15 protein-coding genes are annotated in these 15,241 nt (G+C 68.5%); 9 read left to right on the top strand and 6 right to left on the bottom strand.

All coding sequences use genetic code 11. From position 1 onward, the window contains the following. Positions 1–117 precede the first annotated feature (117 nt). From AAFO60_RS15415 to AAFO60_RS15430, 4 genes are all read left to right on the top strand, one after another. Positions 118–1,764 (top strand): sigma-54-dependent Fis family transcriptional regulator, encoded by a 1,647-nt coding sequence (locus AAFO60_RS15415; protein ID WP_347957103.1) that lies wholly within the window; start codon positions 118–120, stop codon positions 1,762–1,764. Positions 1,765–1,931: 167 nt separating this feature from the next. Beyond that, positions 1,932–3,089, top strand: coding sequence for an iron-containing alcohol dehydrogenase (locus AAFO60_RS15420; RefSeq protein WP_347957104.1), 1,158 nt, complete (start codon positions 1,932–1,934; stop codon positions 3,087–3,089). Positions 3,090–3,173: 84 nt separating this feature from the next. Continuing rightward, positions 3,174–4,682 (top strand): CoA-acylating methylmalonate-semialdehyde dehydrogenase, encoded by a 1,509-nt coding sequence (locus AAFO60_RS15425; RefSeq protein WP_432211718.1) that lies wholly within the window; start codon positions 3,174–3,176, stop codon positions 4,680–4,682. Between the two features lie 390 nt (positions 4,683–5,072). After that, complete coding sequence (locus AAFO60_RS15430; RefSeq protein WP_347957105.1) at positions 5,073–5,477, top strand: hypothetical protein; 405 nt, start codon at positions 5,073–5,075, stop codon at positions 5,475–5,477. Between the two features lie 110 nt (positions 5,478–5,587). Here the strand turns inward: AAFO60_RS15430 and AAFO60_RS15435 are convergent, their stop codons facing one another. Next, positions 5,588–5,959, bottom strand: coding sequence for a PLDc N-terminal domain-containing protein (locus AAFO60_RS15435; protein WP_347957106.1), 372 nt, complete (start codon positions 5,957–5,959; stop codon positions 5,588–5,590). A 176-nt stretch (positions 5,960–6,135) separates the two neighbouring features. Between AAFO60_RS15435 and AAFO60_RS15440 the strand changes: the two genes are divergently transcribed. Beyond that, the gene (locus AAFO60_RS15440; RefSeq protein WP_347957107.1) at positions 6,136–7,122 is read left to right on the top strand and encodes a diaminopimelate dehydrogenase; all 987 of its coding nucleotides are present in this window, start codon (positions 6,136–6,138) and stop codon (positions 7,120–7,122) included. 649 nt (positions 7,123–7,771) lie between these two features. Here AAFO60_RS15440 and AAFO60_RS15445 read toward each other — a convergent pair. Beyond that, complete coding sequence (locus tag AAFO60_RS15445) at positions 7,772–9,199, bottom strand: aldehyde dehydrogenase family protein (protein WP_347957108.1); 1,428 nt, start codon at positions 9,197–9,199, stop codon at positions 7,772–7,774. Positions 9,200–9,391: 192 nt separating this feature from the next. On the opposite strand from AAFO60_RS15445, the gene AAFO60_RS15450 reads away from it, so the two are divergent. Next, on the top strand, positions 9,392–10,864 hold the full coding sequence (locus tag AAFO60_RS15450) for an FAD-dependent oxidoreductase (protein ID WP_347957109.1): 1,473 nt from the start codon (positions 9,392–9,394) through the stop codon (positions 10,862–10,864). Positions 10,865–10,877: 13 nt separating this feature from the next. Here the strand turns inward: AAFO60_RS15450 and AAFO60_RS15455 are convergent, their stop codons facing one another. Together AAFO60_RS15455 and AAFO60_RS15460 are read right to left on the bottom strand one after the other, a co-directional pair. Then, the gene (locus AAFO60_RS15455; protein ID WP_347957110.1) at positions 10,878–11,522 is read right to left on the bottom strand and encodes a DUF4190 domain-containing protein; all 645 of its coding nucleotides are present in this window, start codon (positions 11,520–11,522) and stop codon (positions 10,878–10,880) included. Positions 11,523–11,920: 398 nt separating this feature from the next. Beyond that, positions 11,921–12,073 carry a hypothetical protein gene (locus AAFO60_RS15460; RefSeq protein ID WP_347957111.1) on the bottom strand — a complete coding sequence of 51 codons (153 nt, stop codon included), beginning with the start codon at positions 12,071–12,073 and terminating at the stop codon, positions 11,921–11,923. Positions 12,074–12,175: 102 nt separating this feature from the next. Here AAFO60_RS15460 and AAFO60_RS15465 point away from each other — a divergent pair, with 102 nt between their 5' ends. Both AAFO60_RS15465 and AAFO60_RS15470 read left to right on the top strand, forming a co-directional pair. Then, positions 12,176–12,706, top strand: a complete 531-nt coding sequence (locus tag AAFO60_RS15465) for a peptidylprolyl isomerase (RefSeq protein ID WP_347957112.1) — start codon at positions 12,176–12,178, stop codon at positions 12,704–12,706. 101 nt (positions 12,707–12,807) lie between these two features. Further along, positions 12,808–13,581, top strand: a complete 774-nt coding sequence (locus AAFO60_RS15470) for a rhomboid family intramembrane serine protease (RefSeq protein WP_347957113.1) — start codon at positions 12,808–12,810, stop codon at positions 13,579–13,581. 90 nt (positions 13,582–13,671) lie between these two features. On the opposite strand, the gene AAFO60_RS15475 is transcribed toward AAFO60_RS15470, so the two are convergent. Beyond that, entirely contained in the window at positions 13,672–14,118 is a 447-nt protein-coding gene (locus AAFO60_RS15475; RefSeq protein ID WP_347957114.1) for a PH domain-containing protein, read from the bottom strand. A 131-nt stretch (positions 14,119–14,249) separates the two neighbouring features. Further along, entirely contained in the window at positions 14,250–14,528 is a 279-nt protein-coding gene (gene crgA, locus AAFO60_RS15480; protein WP_347957115.1) for a cell division protein CrgA, read from the bottom strand. A 55-nt stretch (positions 14,529–14,583) separates the two neighbouring features. Here crgA and AAFO60_RS15485 point away from each other — a divergent pair, with 55 nt between their 5' ends. After that, entirely contained in the window at positions 14,584–15,234 is a 651-nt protein-coding gene (locus AAFO60_RS15485) for an aminodeoxychorismate/anthranilate synthase component II (protein WP_347957116.1), read from the top strand. The last annotated feature ends 7 nt before the right edge of the window (positions 15,235–15,241 follow it).

A 15,241-nucleotide genomic window follows, 5' to 3' on the forward strand; every position in this document is an offset into this window, starting at 1 on the left:
CGCACCCGCTATTGTGATTGCCATTGCAAGTGATGGCGTTCACACTCCTCGAGAGGTGTCGTCTGAAGCACGCGTGCGTCCAACCCGCGCCGGAGGAAGATCGAGAGGTCGTATCCGATGAAAGACAACGTCACAGACGCGCTGGCGTCGTTCACAACGAGCCGCGCGAGCCGCCTCCTGCACGCTTCGTGGAAGCGGTCACGCCAATACGGTCTCGATCCGTCCAAGCCGATGGATCCCCCGACCGCCGGCGACATCGACCCCACGAGCCGACTGTTTCGCGCAGCTGCGCCGGTGTTGCACCGGATTCGTAACGGAATCGACGGCGAACGACTCTCGGTGATGCTCGTCGGTGCCCAAGCCGAAATGCTGACTACGGTGAACGGATGCCGACAGATCGACGCCGTCGTCGAGCGGATCGGAGCCACGCCGGGCGCGGTGTGGCGCGAGGACACCACGGGCACCAACGCGCTGGCGACCCCCTTCGAGACACGGAGCCCCTTGTTCGTGCGCGGCGACGAACACTTCATGGAGGGTCTGCACGGCTACAGCTGTTACGGCAGGCCGATCCTCAACCCGCTCAACGGACACTTGATGGGCGTGCTTGACGTCATGAGCGTCGTCGGAGCTGAGTCGAGTCTGATGCGGCCGTTCATCGACTCGGCGATCGCCGAGATCGAACAGAACATCCAGGACACTGCGGGCAGTCGCACCCGCTCGGTGATCCGCGCCTTCGAGGAGGCGACACGTCACCCGGCGGCGATGGTCGTGGCCGTATCCCACTCCATGGTGCTGCAGAGTTCGATTGCGGCCCGCACCCTGTCCGACTCCGATGTCACGGCGTTGCAGCAACTGGCCGACGGCGTGCACGGCACCACGCGCACCGAGTGCGAGCTGACCAGCGGGCAGACCGCCCAGATCGAGATGGAATCGATCGAGGGGTCGGACGCAGTACTGATCCGACTGCGGACGCGACAGCGCCCGGCGGTGCCGCGCGCCGCCACACCGTTACGTCGACGGAGCCGCGTGCAGCAGGGGATCAACGACATCCAGGCCGGCACCGGCTCCTCAGTGATCGTCGGCGAACCAGGCAGCGGACGCACGACCGCCCTCAGCCAGGTCGCGGCGGGCCTCGCCGTGCGCGCGATCGACGGCCGGACCGCGGAGCCCGCCGATGTCGAGGACGAGCTGCGCGCCCTGGCCTGCGAGGCGTTCCCTGATGTGCTCACCATTGACAACCTCGATCTGCTGTCGAAAGCAGCACGCGACCTCATCGAGAATCTCCTCGTCTCCGGGCGGCCGCGAATCTTGGCCGCCACGTCGGTCCCCGGCGACGCCGACCATGCCCGGCTCCTCGACCTGTTCGACGCACGTCTGGATCTCCCGACGCTGCGCGATCAACGCTCGGAGCTGCTCAGCACGCTCAACGAAATCGCCGGTCCCGGCGTTCGGTACCGGTTCACACCGCAGGCGACGCGGATCCTGGAGTCGTACTCGTGGCCGGGCAACCATCGAGAGCTTGCGACGGTGCTGCGCTCACTGGCGCGCTCCCGCGGAACGCTCATCGACGTCGCCGACCTACCGACCGAACTACGGATGAAGGCAACGACCAAGCAGATGACACCATGGCAGCAGGCCAGCTGTGACGCGATCATGCGAGCGATGGAGATCTACCACGGCAACAAGGCCCACGCGGCCGACTATCTGGGCATCAGCCGCAGCACGCTGTACCACCACATAAAGGAGTACGGGATCATCGTGTAACCCCTTCCCTCCTCTCACCTGCGGAGATCTGCGCTGGTCGACAGGTGGCGCAGACGTGGGAACCATCGTGCACAAACGCACAGGAGTGTGTGCATTTGGCCGTTGTCGGGTCGCACGGGGTCGGGCAGAGTCACAACCGACCCCGTACCCGACCAGAGGCCCGCCACATGTCCAACGTCATCGCCCTGCCACGCGTCCTGCGGATCGGCGCCGGTGCATTGAACGATCTGTCCGTACTCCTGACTGACCTCGGTTGCCGCCGACCGCTGATCGTAACCGACGAATTCCTGACCTCCACCGGTGCCGTCGCACGTCTCGGTCAGTCGCTGGCGTCGGCCGGCATCGAGTTCAGCGTCTTCGACCGGGTCGTCCCCGATCCGACGACCGACTCGTTGCGTCCGGCCGTCGACATGGCCCGCGCCGACGGGTGCGACGCAGTCGTCGGCTTCGGTGGCGGCAGCTCACTCGACACGGCCAAGGCCGTCGCGCTCCTGACCACCACCGATCGGCCGATGCGAGACTTCAAGGCACCGACATCAACCGACCAGCCGATGCTGCCGCTCGTGGCCATCCCGACCACGGCGGGCAGCGGCTCGGAGGCCACCCGATTCACGGTCATCAGCGACTCGGAGACCGGCGAGAAGATGCTGTGTCCTGGGCTGGCATTCCTGCCGACCGCCGCGATCATCGACTACACGCTGACCCTGTCGATGCCGCCGCGGCTCACCGCCGACACCGGTATCGACGCGCTGACCCACGCGGTGGAGGCCTACGTCAGTGTCAAGGCCAATCCGTTCAGCGACGGGTTCGCACTCACCGCGATCTCGACGATCGCCTCCTGCCTGCGCAGCGTCTACCGCGACGGGTCGAACGAGCAGGCACGCGAGCAGATGATGCTGGCGGCCACGCAGGCCGGTATCGCGTTCTCCAACTCGAGTGTCGCGTTGGTGCACGGCATGAGCCGGCCCCTCGGCGCCCACTTCCACGTCAGCCATGGGCTCTCGAACGCGATGCTGTTCCCGGTCGTCGCCGAGTTCTCGCTTCCCGGTGCTCGTTCCCGCTACGCAGACTGCGCTCGCGCCTACGGTATCGCCGACGACGGAGTGTCCGACGAAGTCGCTGGCGAACGCTTCGTCGACGAGCTGCGGCGCCTCAATCACGACCTCGCCGTACCGTCCCCGCGGACGCTGGACGTCGACGCCGAGCGCTGGTCCGCCCTGTTGCCGACGATGGCCGAGCAGGCGCTGGCTTCCGGGTCGCCCCAGAACAATCCGGTGGTCCCGACCGCCGACGAGATCTGCGAGATCTACCGCCGCATCTACTGATCGCCGATCACACCCTGAGCCCTTCCTCTTCCCTTCCCTTCTCTTCCCTTCCCTTCTCTTCCCTTCCACCTCTGAGGAGTTCCCATGTCTTCCACTGCCATCGCCATGGATACCGTCGGCCACTGGATCGACGGCCGCGTCGTCGATCCAGACGCTCCCGACGCCACCGACGTCTACTGCCCGGCCACCGGTGAGGTCACCAAACGCGTACCGGTCGGCTCCCGCGGCGACGCCGAGGCCGCCGTCACTGCCGCCGCACGTGCCTTCGACGCGTGGGCGGTCACTCCGGCGCACGTCCGAGCACGAGTCCTGTTCACCTTCCGCGAGAAGATGCTCGCCGACATCGACCGGCTCGCGGCGATCATCTGCGACGAGCACGGCAAGGTACTCGACGACGCCAAGGGCGAACTGCAGCGTGGCATCGAAGTGGTCGAGTTCGCCTGCGGCATCCCCGAACTGATGAAGGGCGAGTTCACCGAGAACGTCGGAACCGGCGTCGACGGCATGTCCCTGCGCAAGCCACTCGGCCCCGTGGTCGGTGTAGTGCCGTTCAATTTCCCCGCAATGGTCCCGATGTGGATGTTCCCGGTGGCGCTGGCATGCGGCAACACCTTCGTCCTGAAGCCGTCGGAGAAGGTGCCGACCCTGGCGATGGAGATGGCGGCGATGCTCACCGAGTCGGGGCTGCCGGACGGGGTCTTCAACATCGTGCACGGAGGCCGCGAGGTGGTCGACACGCTGATCACCGATCCGCGTGTCGAGGCGGTCAGCTTCGTCGGATCCACTCCGGTCGCCGAGCACGTATATCGAACCGGGACGGAGGCCGGCAAGCGTGTGCAGGCGCTCGGCGGCGCCAAGAACCATCTCGTGGTCATGCCCGATGCGGACGTGGAGAACGCGGTGAACGCGCTGATGGGCTCGGCATTCGGATCGGCGGGCGAACGGTGCATGGCGATCTCCGTCGTGGTCGCCGTCGGCGACGAGGTGGCCCGCGCAATCCGCGAGCGGCTGGTCGAGCGGATAGCTGAGCTGCGCGTCGGGCCCGGTACCGAGCCCAGAGTGGAGATGGGCCCGTTGGTGACGCCGGAGCATCGCGAGCGAGTGATGTCGTATGTGGCGGCTGGCGAGAACGAAGGCGCCGAGCTCGTGGTCGATGGTCGGAACGGGATCCGCGAGGAGGGGTTCTTCCTCGGCGCGTCGCTGTTCGACCACGTCACGCCTCAGATGAAGATCTACCGCGAGGAGATCTTCGGCCCCGTCCTCGCCATTGTGCGCGTGAACTCGTTCAACGAAGCCCTCCAGTTGGTCAACGACCACGAGTTCGGCAACGGCACTGCATTGTTCACCGCCGACGGTCGTGCCGCGCGAACGTTCATCTCGCAGGCACGCGCAGGCATGGTCGGCATCAACGTGCCGATTCCCGTCCCGATGGCGTTCCACTCATTCGGCGGCTGGAAGCGTTCACTCTTCGGCGATCACCACGTCCACGGCAAGGAAGGCGTGCGCTTCTACACGCGCTACAAGACCGCGACTGTCAGGTGGCCGGAGGCAGGGGCCGCATCGACAGAATTTGCAATGCCGACAACCGGATAGCATTGGGATGCACTCCGAGGTGATGCTTGTCGGACCCCGTTCCAAAGCCCGGGGAGTACCGATTCACACTCGCAGTTGTCGATAAGTGCCAACACGAAGCGGCACCACGGTGACGGGAATCCAGTGGCAGTTCTCGATAGTTGTGCCAGGGCAGCGATTCTCTTGTGCCGAACGCGGGTCGGCCGAACAAGTGCCTGCTGATCAGGTACTTTTCCAAACATGCCCAAATACAACAGAGTACGAACGCACAGAGTTCAAGCCCGGTACGAGAGACGTTCTCATGCCGGGCTTGATTCGTTTGTGCCCACATTCTTCCGCGATCGTGTCGTCTCGTCTGCCGAAAGCCACGTGACCGCCCGGCGGGCCTGTCGCTTCGATAGCATCGATGTCATGAAGCGCCCGGGTGGTCGGCTCCAGTGGTCCGGTGATCGGATGGGTCGGCTGAGTCTCAGGCTCGACGCCGCCTACTGCACGCTGCTCGGAGTCGGCGTCGCGATCGCGGCACCGACCATCGCGACCTCCCTTCCGCTGCCCGTCTGGGTGTTCGTCGCCACCGGTGCCGCCGTGGTGCTGTGGGCGGATCTGATCCTCATCATGCTCGCGCGCCTGGACCTGCGCAGCGCGCTGCTCCTGGTGATGGTCGCCAACCTGCTCGCTGCGGGGGCCGTCGCCGTCGTCTCTGCGCTCGGTGCGACTCTTCTGGTGATCGCCGCGGTCCTCGCCGTCGCGGTCGACGTCGCTCTCTTCGCCGGCAGTCAGGCGCTCGCGGTGCGTAGGCTGCGGCCCGCCCGCTGATCTCGCGCTCAGCCCGGCCCAGTCCTCCTCGGCCGCTGCTGAATCGGCTCATGACCGGCCGAGTTCCGGATCGGCGCCGTGCCGAAACCGGGCGAGCCGGCGCCGCCTGATCAGCTCCCGGCGGATGGTCCGCCGGATCCATCGTCGTCGCGGGCCCGACGACGCTGCGCCTCGGCGCGCTCACGGACGCGGCGACGATACTCGGCGTCCTCCCGCGCGGCGATCGCCGACAGGTACTCGGGGCTGCGGTTCTCCGGGCGCTCGTACTCGGGGTGACCGGTGGTCCGGGCGGGCGTGGTCGGCGCCGGGCCCTCGGGGCGCCCGACGAGCAGCCAGATCACCGAGCCGACCAGCGGCAGCAGGATGACGATGAGCAGCCACACCACCTTCGGCAGGTGCCGGACGCGGTACTCGTCGGCGACGATGACGTCGATCAGCGCCGCCACCCAGACGGCGAGCACGAGAAGACTCAGATAAGGCACGATGCAGACCCCCGGATCGGCTCGGACAGATACGTCATCCTACGCACCGACGGCGATCACCGGGCCGGACTCGGCCGGGCGGCCGCCACTTCCGGCGCGCGGTGCGGTGCCCACTAGAATCGGGCCCGTCTGTCGGATCGCCCGGCGGCTGCGCGCAACGAGAAGGACTGCTTCAAGTGACCACACGGATCCGCATCGGCATCGTCGGCTACGGAAACCTCGGCCGCGGGGTGGAGACCGCACTCGGCCTGAACCCGGACATGGAGTTGGTCGGGGTCTTCACCCGGCGCGACCCGCAGAGCGTCGAGACCGTCGATGCCCAGACTCCGGTGTTCCCGATCGCCGACCTCGATCGCGATCGCGACGACGTCGACGTGCTCATTCTGTGCGGCGGCTCGCGCAGCGATCTGCCCGAGCAGAGTCCGGCGCAGGCCTCGCGTTACAGCATCGTCGACAGCTACGACAATCACGCGCGGATCCCCGAGCACTTCGCCGCCGTCGACGCCGCCGCACGTGCCGCGGGTACCACCGCGGTGATCTCCACCGGCTGGGATCCCGGCCTGTTCTCCCTCAACCGCGTCTACGGCGAGGCGATCGTCCCGCAGGGCGCCACGTACACGTTCTGGGGCCGCGGGCTCAGCCAGGGACATTCCGACGCGCTGCGTCGCGTTCCGGGCGTCGCAGGCGGCGTCCAGTACACGTTGCCGTCCGAGACGGCGATCGACGCCGTCCGGGCCGGCGAGAACCCTGAACTCACCACGCGCGAGCGACACACGCGCGAGTGCTTCGTGGTCCTCGAAGACGGTGCCGACGCCGAGACAGTCCGCGCGGAGATCGTGACCATGCCCGACTACTTCGAGCCCTACGAGACCACCGTGCACTTCATCAGCGCAGACGAGCTCGAACGCGATCACCGCGGCATGCCGCACGGCGGCTTCGTGATCCGCAGCGGTGCCACCTCCGAGGGCACCAAGCAGGTCATCGAGTACCGGCTGGGACTGGAGTCGAACCCTGAGTTCACTGCCAGCGTCCTCGTCGCCTATGCGCGCGCCGCGGCACGGATGAACCGAGCCGGAGACGTCGGCGCCAAGACGCCCTTCGACGTCGCGCCGGGGCTGTTGTCGCCGCTGTCGGCCGAGCAGTTGCGCGCCGACTACCTGTAGGCGAGCGCGGTCTTCGCTGCGCTCCGGAGTTCTGCAGGGTGGTGGGGATCTCGATGCGCGGCCTTCGCTGCGCTCCGGTCGCTTACTCGATCAGCCTGAGGGGCGGCCTGCGTATTGCTTGGCGTGGAGCGGGTTTTGCAGGGTGGTCGAGTAAGCGGAGGAGCGGAGCGGGGGAGCGCATCGAGACCGGGGTGGGGGGATCTCGATGCGCCGCCTTCGCTGCGCTCCGGTCGCTTACTCGATCAGCCTGTGGGGCGGCCTTTGTTTTGGTCGCTTGGTCGATCAGCCTGTGGGGGCGGCCGTCGTTTTGGTCGCTTGGTTGATTGACCTGTGGGTGGCCGTCGTTCTGTTTTGCAGGGTGGTCGAGTAAGCGGAGGAGCGGAGCGGGGGAGCGCATCGAGACCCGGGGTGGGGGATCTCGATGCGCGGCCTTCGCTGCGCTCCGGTCGCTTACTCGATCAGCCTGTGGGGCGGGCTGCGTTCTGGTCGCCTGGTCGATCGGCCTGAGGGGCGGGCTGCGTTCTGGTCGCCTGGTCGATCGGCCTGGGAGGGCGGGCTGCGTTCTGGTCGCTTGGTCGATCGGCCTGTGGGGCGGCCTGTGTTCTGGTCGCCTGGTCGGTCAGCCGTCGCCTGGTCGATCGGCCCGAGATCAGGAGCCGAAGCCGACCATCGACTTCACCTCGAGGTACTCGTCGAAGGCGTAGTCGCTCCATTCGCGGCCGTTGCCGCTGCGCTTGTATCCGCCGAACGGGACCGTCGTATCGATGTTCGCCGAGTTCAGGGTGATGGTTCCCGCGCGCAGCTTGGACGCGATCCGGCGGACCTCGTCGAGGTCCTCGCCTGAGACGTAGCCTGCCAGGCCGTACTCGGTGTCGTTGCCGATCTTGACGGCCTCGTCGACCGAGTCGTAGCCGATCACCACCAGCACCGGACCGAAGACCTCGGTGCGGGCGATCTCCATGTCGTTGGTGACATTGGTGAACACCGTCGGGCGCACGTAGTAGCCGGAGTCGAGGCCCTCCGGGCGTCCCGGGCCGCCGACGACGGGCTTGGCGCCGTCGGCGATCGCCCGCTCGATCAGCCCCTGAATCTTCGTGAACTGAGCCTCGGAGACTACCGGGCCCAGCCGCACATCGGTGGTCGGGTCGCCGACGGTCAGGCTCGACGCGGCCTCCGCGGCGGCGGCCGCGACCTCGTCGAGCCGGTGACTCGGGACGATCATGCGGCTGGGGGCGTTGCACGACTGCCCCGAGTTCAGCATCATCGAGCCGACGCCGGCGGCGACGTTCGCGGCCAGCGAGTCGTCGTCGAGCAGAATGTTGGGGCTCTTGCCGCCGAGCTCCTGCGCCACGCGCTTGACGCTCGGCGCGGCGGCCTTGGCGACCTCGACACCGGCCCGGGTGGATCCGGTGAACGAGATCAGATCGATGTCCGGGTGCGCCGACAGCGCCGCGCCGACGCCGGGACCGTCGCCGTTGACCAGGTTGAACACGCCGGCGGGGACGCCCGCCGCGTCGAAGATCTCGGCGACGATCGCGGCCGAGAACGGCGAGACCTCACTGGGCTTGAGGATCATCGTGCAGCCGGTGGCCAGCGCGGGCGCCACCTTGCACATCACCTGATTGAGCGGCCAGTTCCACGGCGTGATGAAACCGCACACGCCGATCGGCTCCTTCACGATCCGCGACGTGCCGCGCTCCTCGACGAACGAGAAGGTCTTGAGCGCTTCGGCGGCCGTGGCCAGGTGCGCCAACCCGATCGGCACCTGCGCCGCCATCGACAGCCCGGCCGGCGCGCCCATCTCCTCGGTGACGGCGGCCGCGAGATCCGCGGCCCGCTTCTGGTACTCGGCGATGATCGCGCCGATCAGTGCGACCCGCTCGTCGACGGTACTGTTCGACCACCCCTCGAAGGCGTGTCGCGCGGCGATGACGGCCGCATCCACGTCGGCCGCGGTGCCGATCGCGACCCGCCCCGCGACCTGCTCGGTGGCCGGGTTGATGACATCGAGGAACGTCGGTTCGCCGACGGGATCGACCCACTGGCCGTTGATGTAGAACTTCGTCAGATCGGTCATCACTTCACTCCTGTCGTGGTGCGGAACGACGCCGTCGTCCCCGGAAGGGGCGTGCGCCGACCGTGGCTTTACGTCAGGGCTGCGGCGCATGAACGGGGCGATCCCGCTGGGCGGAACCATCTGCCTGCGAGCCTACCCGCGGGTGCCAACGTATGAGACGTATGTCTCACCCGCACAGCGAGAGGTCGCCTCATGCCGCACACGCCATCAATCCGACCGGTATCGATCGACGACGTCGAGGAATGGACCGACCAGGCCGACGTGGTGATCGCGGGGTTCGGCGTCGCCGGCGCCTCCGCGGCAGTCGGTGCCGCACAGTCCGGCGCCGACGTCCTGGTCCTGGAGCGAACCGGCGGCTGGGGCGGTGCGGCGGCGATGGCCGGCGGCTTCCTCTACCTGGGCGGCGGCACGCCGCTGCAGAAGGCGTGCGGCTTCGACGACACCGTCGAGGCCATGAAGGCCTTCATGACGCAGGCGCTCGGACCCGGCGTCGACACGGCCAAGATCGACGCCTACTGCGAGGGGAGCGTCGCCCACTACCATTGGCTCGCCGATGAGTGCGGCGTGCCGTTCAAGGCATCGTTCTGGGGCGAACCCGGGTGGGAACAGCCCTTCGACGACGGCCTGCAGTACACCGGCGGAGAGAACGCCGCGCCGTTCCACGACACGATTCCGCCTGCACCGCGCGGACACGTGCCGCAGATGTCCGACAAGCGGGCCGACGCCGAGCGGGGCGGCGGCTACATGCTGATGCAACCGCTCACCGACCGCGCCGGCGAGCTGGGTGTTCGCGCCGCCTACGACATGCGGGTGCAGGCCCTGGTGGTCGACGGCGATCGGGTGGTCGGGGTGACCGCGCGCCAGTACGGTCGGACCGTCGCCGTCCGCGCTCACCGCGGGGTGGTCCTGGCCACCGGCAGCTTCGCCTACCACCCGCAGATGCTGGAGTCGCACGCCCCGCGGCTGGTCGGACGCCCGGCGGCCGCGATCGAGGAGCACGACGGTCGGGCGATCGCGATGGCGCAGGCGCTCGGCGCCGACCTGGCGCACATGGACGCCGCGGAGGTCGCGTACTTCTGCGACCCGCAGCTGTTCATCCGCGGCATCCTCGTCGACGGCCGCGGTCAGCGCTTCATCAACGAGGACACCTATCCGGGCCGGGTGGGGCAGGCGGCGCTGTACGGGTGCGGCGGCGAGACTTACCTGATCATCGATCAGGCGTCATACGAGCAGGGGTGCTCGCGGCCGACCGCGACCCCGGAACTGCGGCATCGTCCGACGTGGGTGTGCGAGAGCGTCGCCGAACTCGAGGGAGAGATGGGCCTGCCCGACGGTGCGCTGCAGAGCACCGTCGACTACTACAACCGGCACGCCCGGAACGGGACCGACCCGCTGTTCGACAAGCGACCGGAGTGGGTCGCGCCGATCGGCTCGCCGGTGGCGGCGATCGACCTGCGCGGAATGGTCGGCGGATTCACTCTCGGCGGACTGCGCACTAGCGTCGACGCCGAGGTGCTGCACGTCTCCGGCGACCCGATTCCCGGCCTGTACGCGGCCGGTCGCTGCACGTCGGGAGTCTCGGCCGGCGGCTACGCCTCGGGGGCGTCGCTGGGCGACAGCAGCTTCTTCGGTCGCCGCGCGGGCGTCTACGCCGCCAAGGGCTGAGCGGCGCGAGCGGTCAGATCAGGATCCACAGGTAGGCCAGCACGCCCAGGACCAGGAAGGTGACCCACAGCCAGCCGATGATGATCGCCGCGGTGGCGAACTCGCGGCCGATCTGGCGGTTGGCGTCGATCGCCGCGCGGGTGCGGTAACCCAGCCAGATGCCGACCGGCGACAGCAGTCCGATCGCCGACAGGACGAACGCGATGACGGCGTTCCAGTTCAACTCGGCTCGGCGGCCTGCCGTGGGCCGGGCTCTCGATGCAGTGGCCACGGTGTGGTCGTCCTTAGCGGTAGCGGGCGGTGCGGTGGTCGGGGTCTGGGCCGATGGTGCCGAGGTCGTCGGCGAGTCGCCGGTCGGACCCGGCGCCGGGCGGTTCGCGGTCGGTGCGGCAGCCGAGTAGGCCAGCGGACGGTCCGGCTCGGTCTGCCCGGCCGCGGCGGCCGGTCGGGTGGGGCCGCCCGGTTGCTGAACCGGGGGGAACGACGGGCCGTTCGCCGCCGGGCGCTGCGGAGGCCCGGCCGGCCGCTGCGGTGGTCCGGCGGGGCGCTGCTGCGGGCCCTGCGGCTGTCCGGGGCCGGGCTGACCCGCCGACGGCCGTGCCGGACCGGAATGCGAGGGCGCCGGAGGCGGCACCGGCCGGCCACCGGCCTGGTTCATCGGCCCGCCGGGGGCCGGACGCGGAGTTCCTCGCGACGGCGCACCCGATTGGGGGCCGATGGACTGAGTCGCACCGGATTGGGGGCCGCCGGGCTGGGGCGCACCGGACTGGGGCGCACCGGGCTGCGAGGCACCCGGCTGCGGGGGGCGCGGCGCAGGTCCGCCGGGCTGAGGTGCCGGATTCGGACCGTTCGGCGGAGCCGGATTCGTGCGCTGGGCCGACGACGCTGCGGGCGGAGTCGACGGTTCCGGGCCGCGCGGACCGCGCTGCCCCGGCACCTGCGGACCTCCCGGACCCTGGGGACCCCCTGGACCCTGCGGGCCTCGCGGACCCGGGCCCTGCGGATCCACCTTGCGCGTCTCGTCGGAAGTCACCTCTACAAAATACCCGTCACAGCTCAGGCATTGCTGAGACCGCGAAGGTCCTCCACGCGCGGCACCGTCGGCGATACCGGCGGATGCTCGGTCCGGGAACGCCGCAACACCACTGCGAGCACGGTCAACAGCAAGATGAGCACGGACGCGAGAGCGACCAGTAGTTTGTTCGGCATCCTCCCAGCGTGCCAGGTGGCCTCCGGGCACGCCACCGGCGCCGCACGCATCTGCCCTGCCCTCGCGGTTGCCGCCCTCATGGTCGCAGCACTTCTGGTTTCATGGACGGTGTGAGCGAGCAGAAGAAGACCGCGACCCTGCATACCAATCGCGGCGACATCGTCATCGAACTTTTCCCGAACCACGCACCCGTCACCGTCGAGAACTTCGTCGGCCTGGCGGACGGCAGCAAGGACTACTCCACCAAGAACGCCAAGGGCGAGGCCAGCGGCCCGTTCTACGACGGCGCCGTCTTCCACCGTGTCATCGGCGGCTTCATGATCCAGGGCGGCGACCCGACCGGCACCGGCCGCGGCGGCCCCGGCTACCAGTTCAAGGATGAGTTCCACCCGGAACTGCAGTTCGACCGCCCCTACCTGCTGGCGATGGCGAACGCCGGGCCCGGCACCAACGGCTCGCAGTTCTTCATCACCGTGGGCCCGACCCCGCACCTGAACCGTCGCCACACCATCTTCGGTGAGGTCAAGGACGCGGCCTCGCAGCAGGTCGTCGATGCGATCGCCACCACCGCCACCGACCGCGCCGACCGCCCGGTCGACGAGGTCGTCATCGAGAGCATCGAACTCAGCTGACTTTGACGCCGACCTGTTACCGGCACCCCGACCGCCCGACAGCGCTGTCTTGCACACGCTGCGGGCGGTCGGCCTGTCCGGACTGCCTCCGTTCCGCCTCGGTGGGCCAACACTGCGTCGACTGTGTCGGCGAGGCCGCGTCGTCGGTCCGCGTGGCCACCGCGGCACCCACCCTGAACACGACGGGCGCCGACCGCCGACGGCCCGTGGTCACCTACGGGCTGATCGCCGTCAACGTCGTGGTCTTTCTCGCCTGCGTCCTGCAGGCGGGCAGCGCGACGAACCTGCTGAACTCGTCGATCATGCAGCAGGGCGCGCTGATCAGCGGTGCCGGATTCGAGAACGAGTACTGGCGCCTGTTCACGTCGGGCTTCCTGCACTGGTCGGTGCTGCACGTCGCGGTCAACATGATCTCGCTGTACCTGATCGGCGCCGACCTGGAACGCGTCTTCGGTCCGGCCCGCTATTTCGCGGTCTATCTCATCGGACTGCTGGGCGGCAGTGCCGCCGTCATGGCGTTGGAGTCCGGACCCAAGATCACCGCGGGCGCGTCGGGCGCCGTCTACGGGCTGCTGGGAGCGCTGCTGGTGGTGGTGCTGCGGCTGAAGCTGCCCGCCACCAACGTGATCGCCGTGATCGTCATCAACGTGGTGCTCTCGTTCAGCATCACCGGGATCTCGTTGCTCGGGCATCTGGGCGGGCTCGTGTTCGGCGCGGCGGCCGCGCTCGCCGTTCTGTGGGTGCCGATGAAGGTGCTGCCGCCGGAGAAGCAGACCTACCAGCACGTCACTCGGATCGGCTGGTACGGGCTGGCGCTGCTGTTCGTGATCGCGCTCGCGATCGGCACCGGATTCGCGGCCGAAGCGAGCCTGTAGCGCCGCGGATCCGAGGCAGCCGCACAGCGCAGAGGACCGACGCGGCCGCGTCGAACTGTGCGGGCTTGTGGAATGTGTGCGACGGGGAGGCTATTCGACGGGCAGGCCGGCCGCGCGGAGGGTCTCGGCCACCGCGGTCGGCTCCTCGCCCAGATCCCAGCGCCCGAAGACCAGCAGACGGTCGTCGGGCAGATCGATCGCCAGCTGCCGCGTCTGGCCGACGATCCGGCGGGTGTGCAGCACCGACACCCGCTCCATGTCGTAGACGGTCAGCGTGCGGGTGCCGCGCAGCGTCTTGACCACGAGAACGGGCCCGTCGAGCAGGGTCAGCCGCGGTCGTCGCGCCAGCGAGACGACGCCGGTGACGATCAACGCGGCGGCGGCGATGCCGAGGAAGACCATGGCCGCGGGGTCGGTGTACGACGCCGCGGTGGCCGCTGCGAGCGCCACTCCCGCACCGATCAGCGCGATCGCCGCGGGCAGGGGCGTGGACCATCGCCGTGTCATGGCGGCCGCCGACTCGTTGATGCTCCGCACCTCTCCATCGCCGGGTTCATCCACAAGCGATCGGGTCTCATCCACAGGGGTTATCCACAGTGGGGATGGATTGCACACATGTCATTGCGGAAAAGGGGACTGTCACCAGGACTTTTCCGATCCGACGAGGGTCAGCGCCATCCCATGGTCATCAACAGGCCGACCACCATGAACCCGAATCCGATCAACATGTTCCACGGGCCGAGCGAGGTCATCCAGTCGAGGACCGAGTACTTGCCGGTGGAGGCGCCCAGGTAGTACACGATCAGCCACACCAGTCCGAGCAGCATGAGGCCGAACATGACCGACTGATAGACGACGCCGGACGGACCCGCCTTCACCTTCACCGGGGTGCGGCTGGCAGTGTTGATGGTGTAGTCGGTCTTCTTCCGGACTTTTGACTTAGGCATGTGTCCACGGTAACTGAGTACAAGCCCAGGTGGGGAACCCGTTAACCTGGACGACGTGCGCATCCTCGTCATCGACAACTACGACAGCTTCGTCTACAACCTGGTCCAGTACCTGGGGCAGCTCGGCGTGGACGCGGTGGTCTGGCGCAACGACGACGAGCGGCTCGCCGACCTCGACGCGGTGGTCGCGGACTTCGACGGCATCCTCCTCAGCCCGGGCCCCGGCACCCCCGATCGGGCCGGCGCCACCGTGCCCATCGTGTCGGTCGCCGCGCAGGCGGGCACCCCGCTGCTGGGCGTCTGCCTCGGACATCAGGCCATCGGCGAGGCGTTCGGCGCCAGCGTCGTCCGGGCCCCGGAACTGCTGCACGGCAAGACCTCGCTCGTCGACCACGACGGCACCGGCGTGCTGGCGGGCCTGCCGCAGCCCTTCACCGCGACGCGCTACCACTCGCTCACCGTCGCCCCCGAGACCGTGCCCGACGAGCTCATCGTCACCGGCCGCACCGAGAGCGGCATCGTGATGGCGATGCGGCACCGGGACCTGCCGATCCACGGCGTCCAGTTCCATCCCGAGAGCGTCCTGACCCAGGGCGGTCACCGGATGCTGGCCAACTGGCTGCGCGAGTGCGGGCTGACGGTGCCCGAGGCGACCGTCGCCGAACTGGAGAACCAGATGGCGAAGGCGCTCTCGGGCGGCGAGTGAGACCCCG

It is taken from the genome of Gordonia aichiensis (assembly GCF_039946255.1).
Taxonomy (GTDB): Bacteria; Actinomycetota; Actinomycetes; order Mycobacteriales; family Mycobacteriaceae; genus Gordonia; species Gordonia aichiensis_A.

Coding starts and splice junctions, on each gene's coding strand:
- AAFO60_RS15415 (WP_347957103.1), top strand. CDS start 118: ATGAAAGACAACGTCACAGACGCGCTGGCGTCGTTCACAACGAGCCGC.
- AAFO60_RS15420 (WP_347957104.1), top strand. CDS start 1,932: ATGTCCAACGTCATCGCCCTGCCACGCGTCCTGCGGATCGGCGCCGGT.
- AAFO60_RS15425 (WP_432211718.1), top strand. CDS start 3,174: ATGTCTTCCACTGCCATCGCCATGGATACCGTCGGCCACTGGATCGAC.
- AAFO60_RS15430 (WP_347957105.1), top strand. CDS start 5,073: ATGAAGCGCCCGGGTGGTCGGCTCCAGTGGTCCGGTGATCGGATGGGT.
- AAFO60_RS15445 (WP_347957108.1), bottom strand. CDS start 9,199: ATGACCGATCTGACGAAGTTCTACATCAACGGCCAGTGGGTCGATCCC.
- AAFO60_RS15450 (WP_347957109.1), top strand. CDS start 9,392: ATGCCGCACACGCCATCAATCCGACCGGTATCGATCGACGACGTCGAG.
- AAFO60_RS15455 (WP_347957110.1), bottom strand. CDS start 11,522: ATGAACCAGGCCGGTGGCCGGCCGGTGCCGCCTCCGGCGCCCTCGCAT.
- AAFO60_RS15460 (WP_347957111.1), bottom strand. CDS start 12,073: ATGCCGAACAAACTACTGGTCGCTCTCGCGTCCGTGCTCATCTTGCTG.
- AAFO60_RS15465 (WP_347957112.1), top strand. CDS start 12,176: ATGGACGGTGTGAGCGAGCAGAAGAAGACCGCGACCCTGCATACCAAT.
- crgA (WP_347957115.1), bottom strand. CDS start 14,528: ATGCCTAAGTCAAAAGTCCGGAAGAAGACCGACTACACCATCAACACT.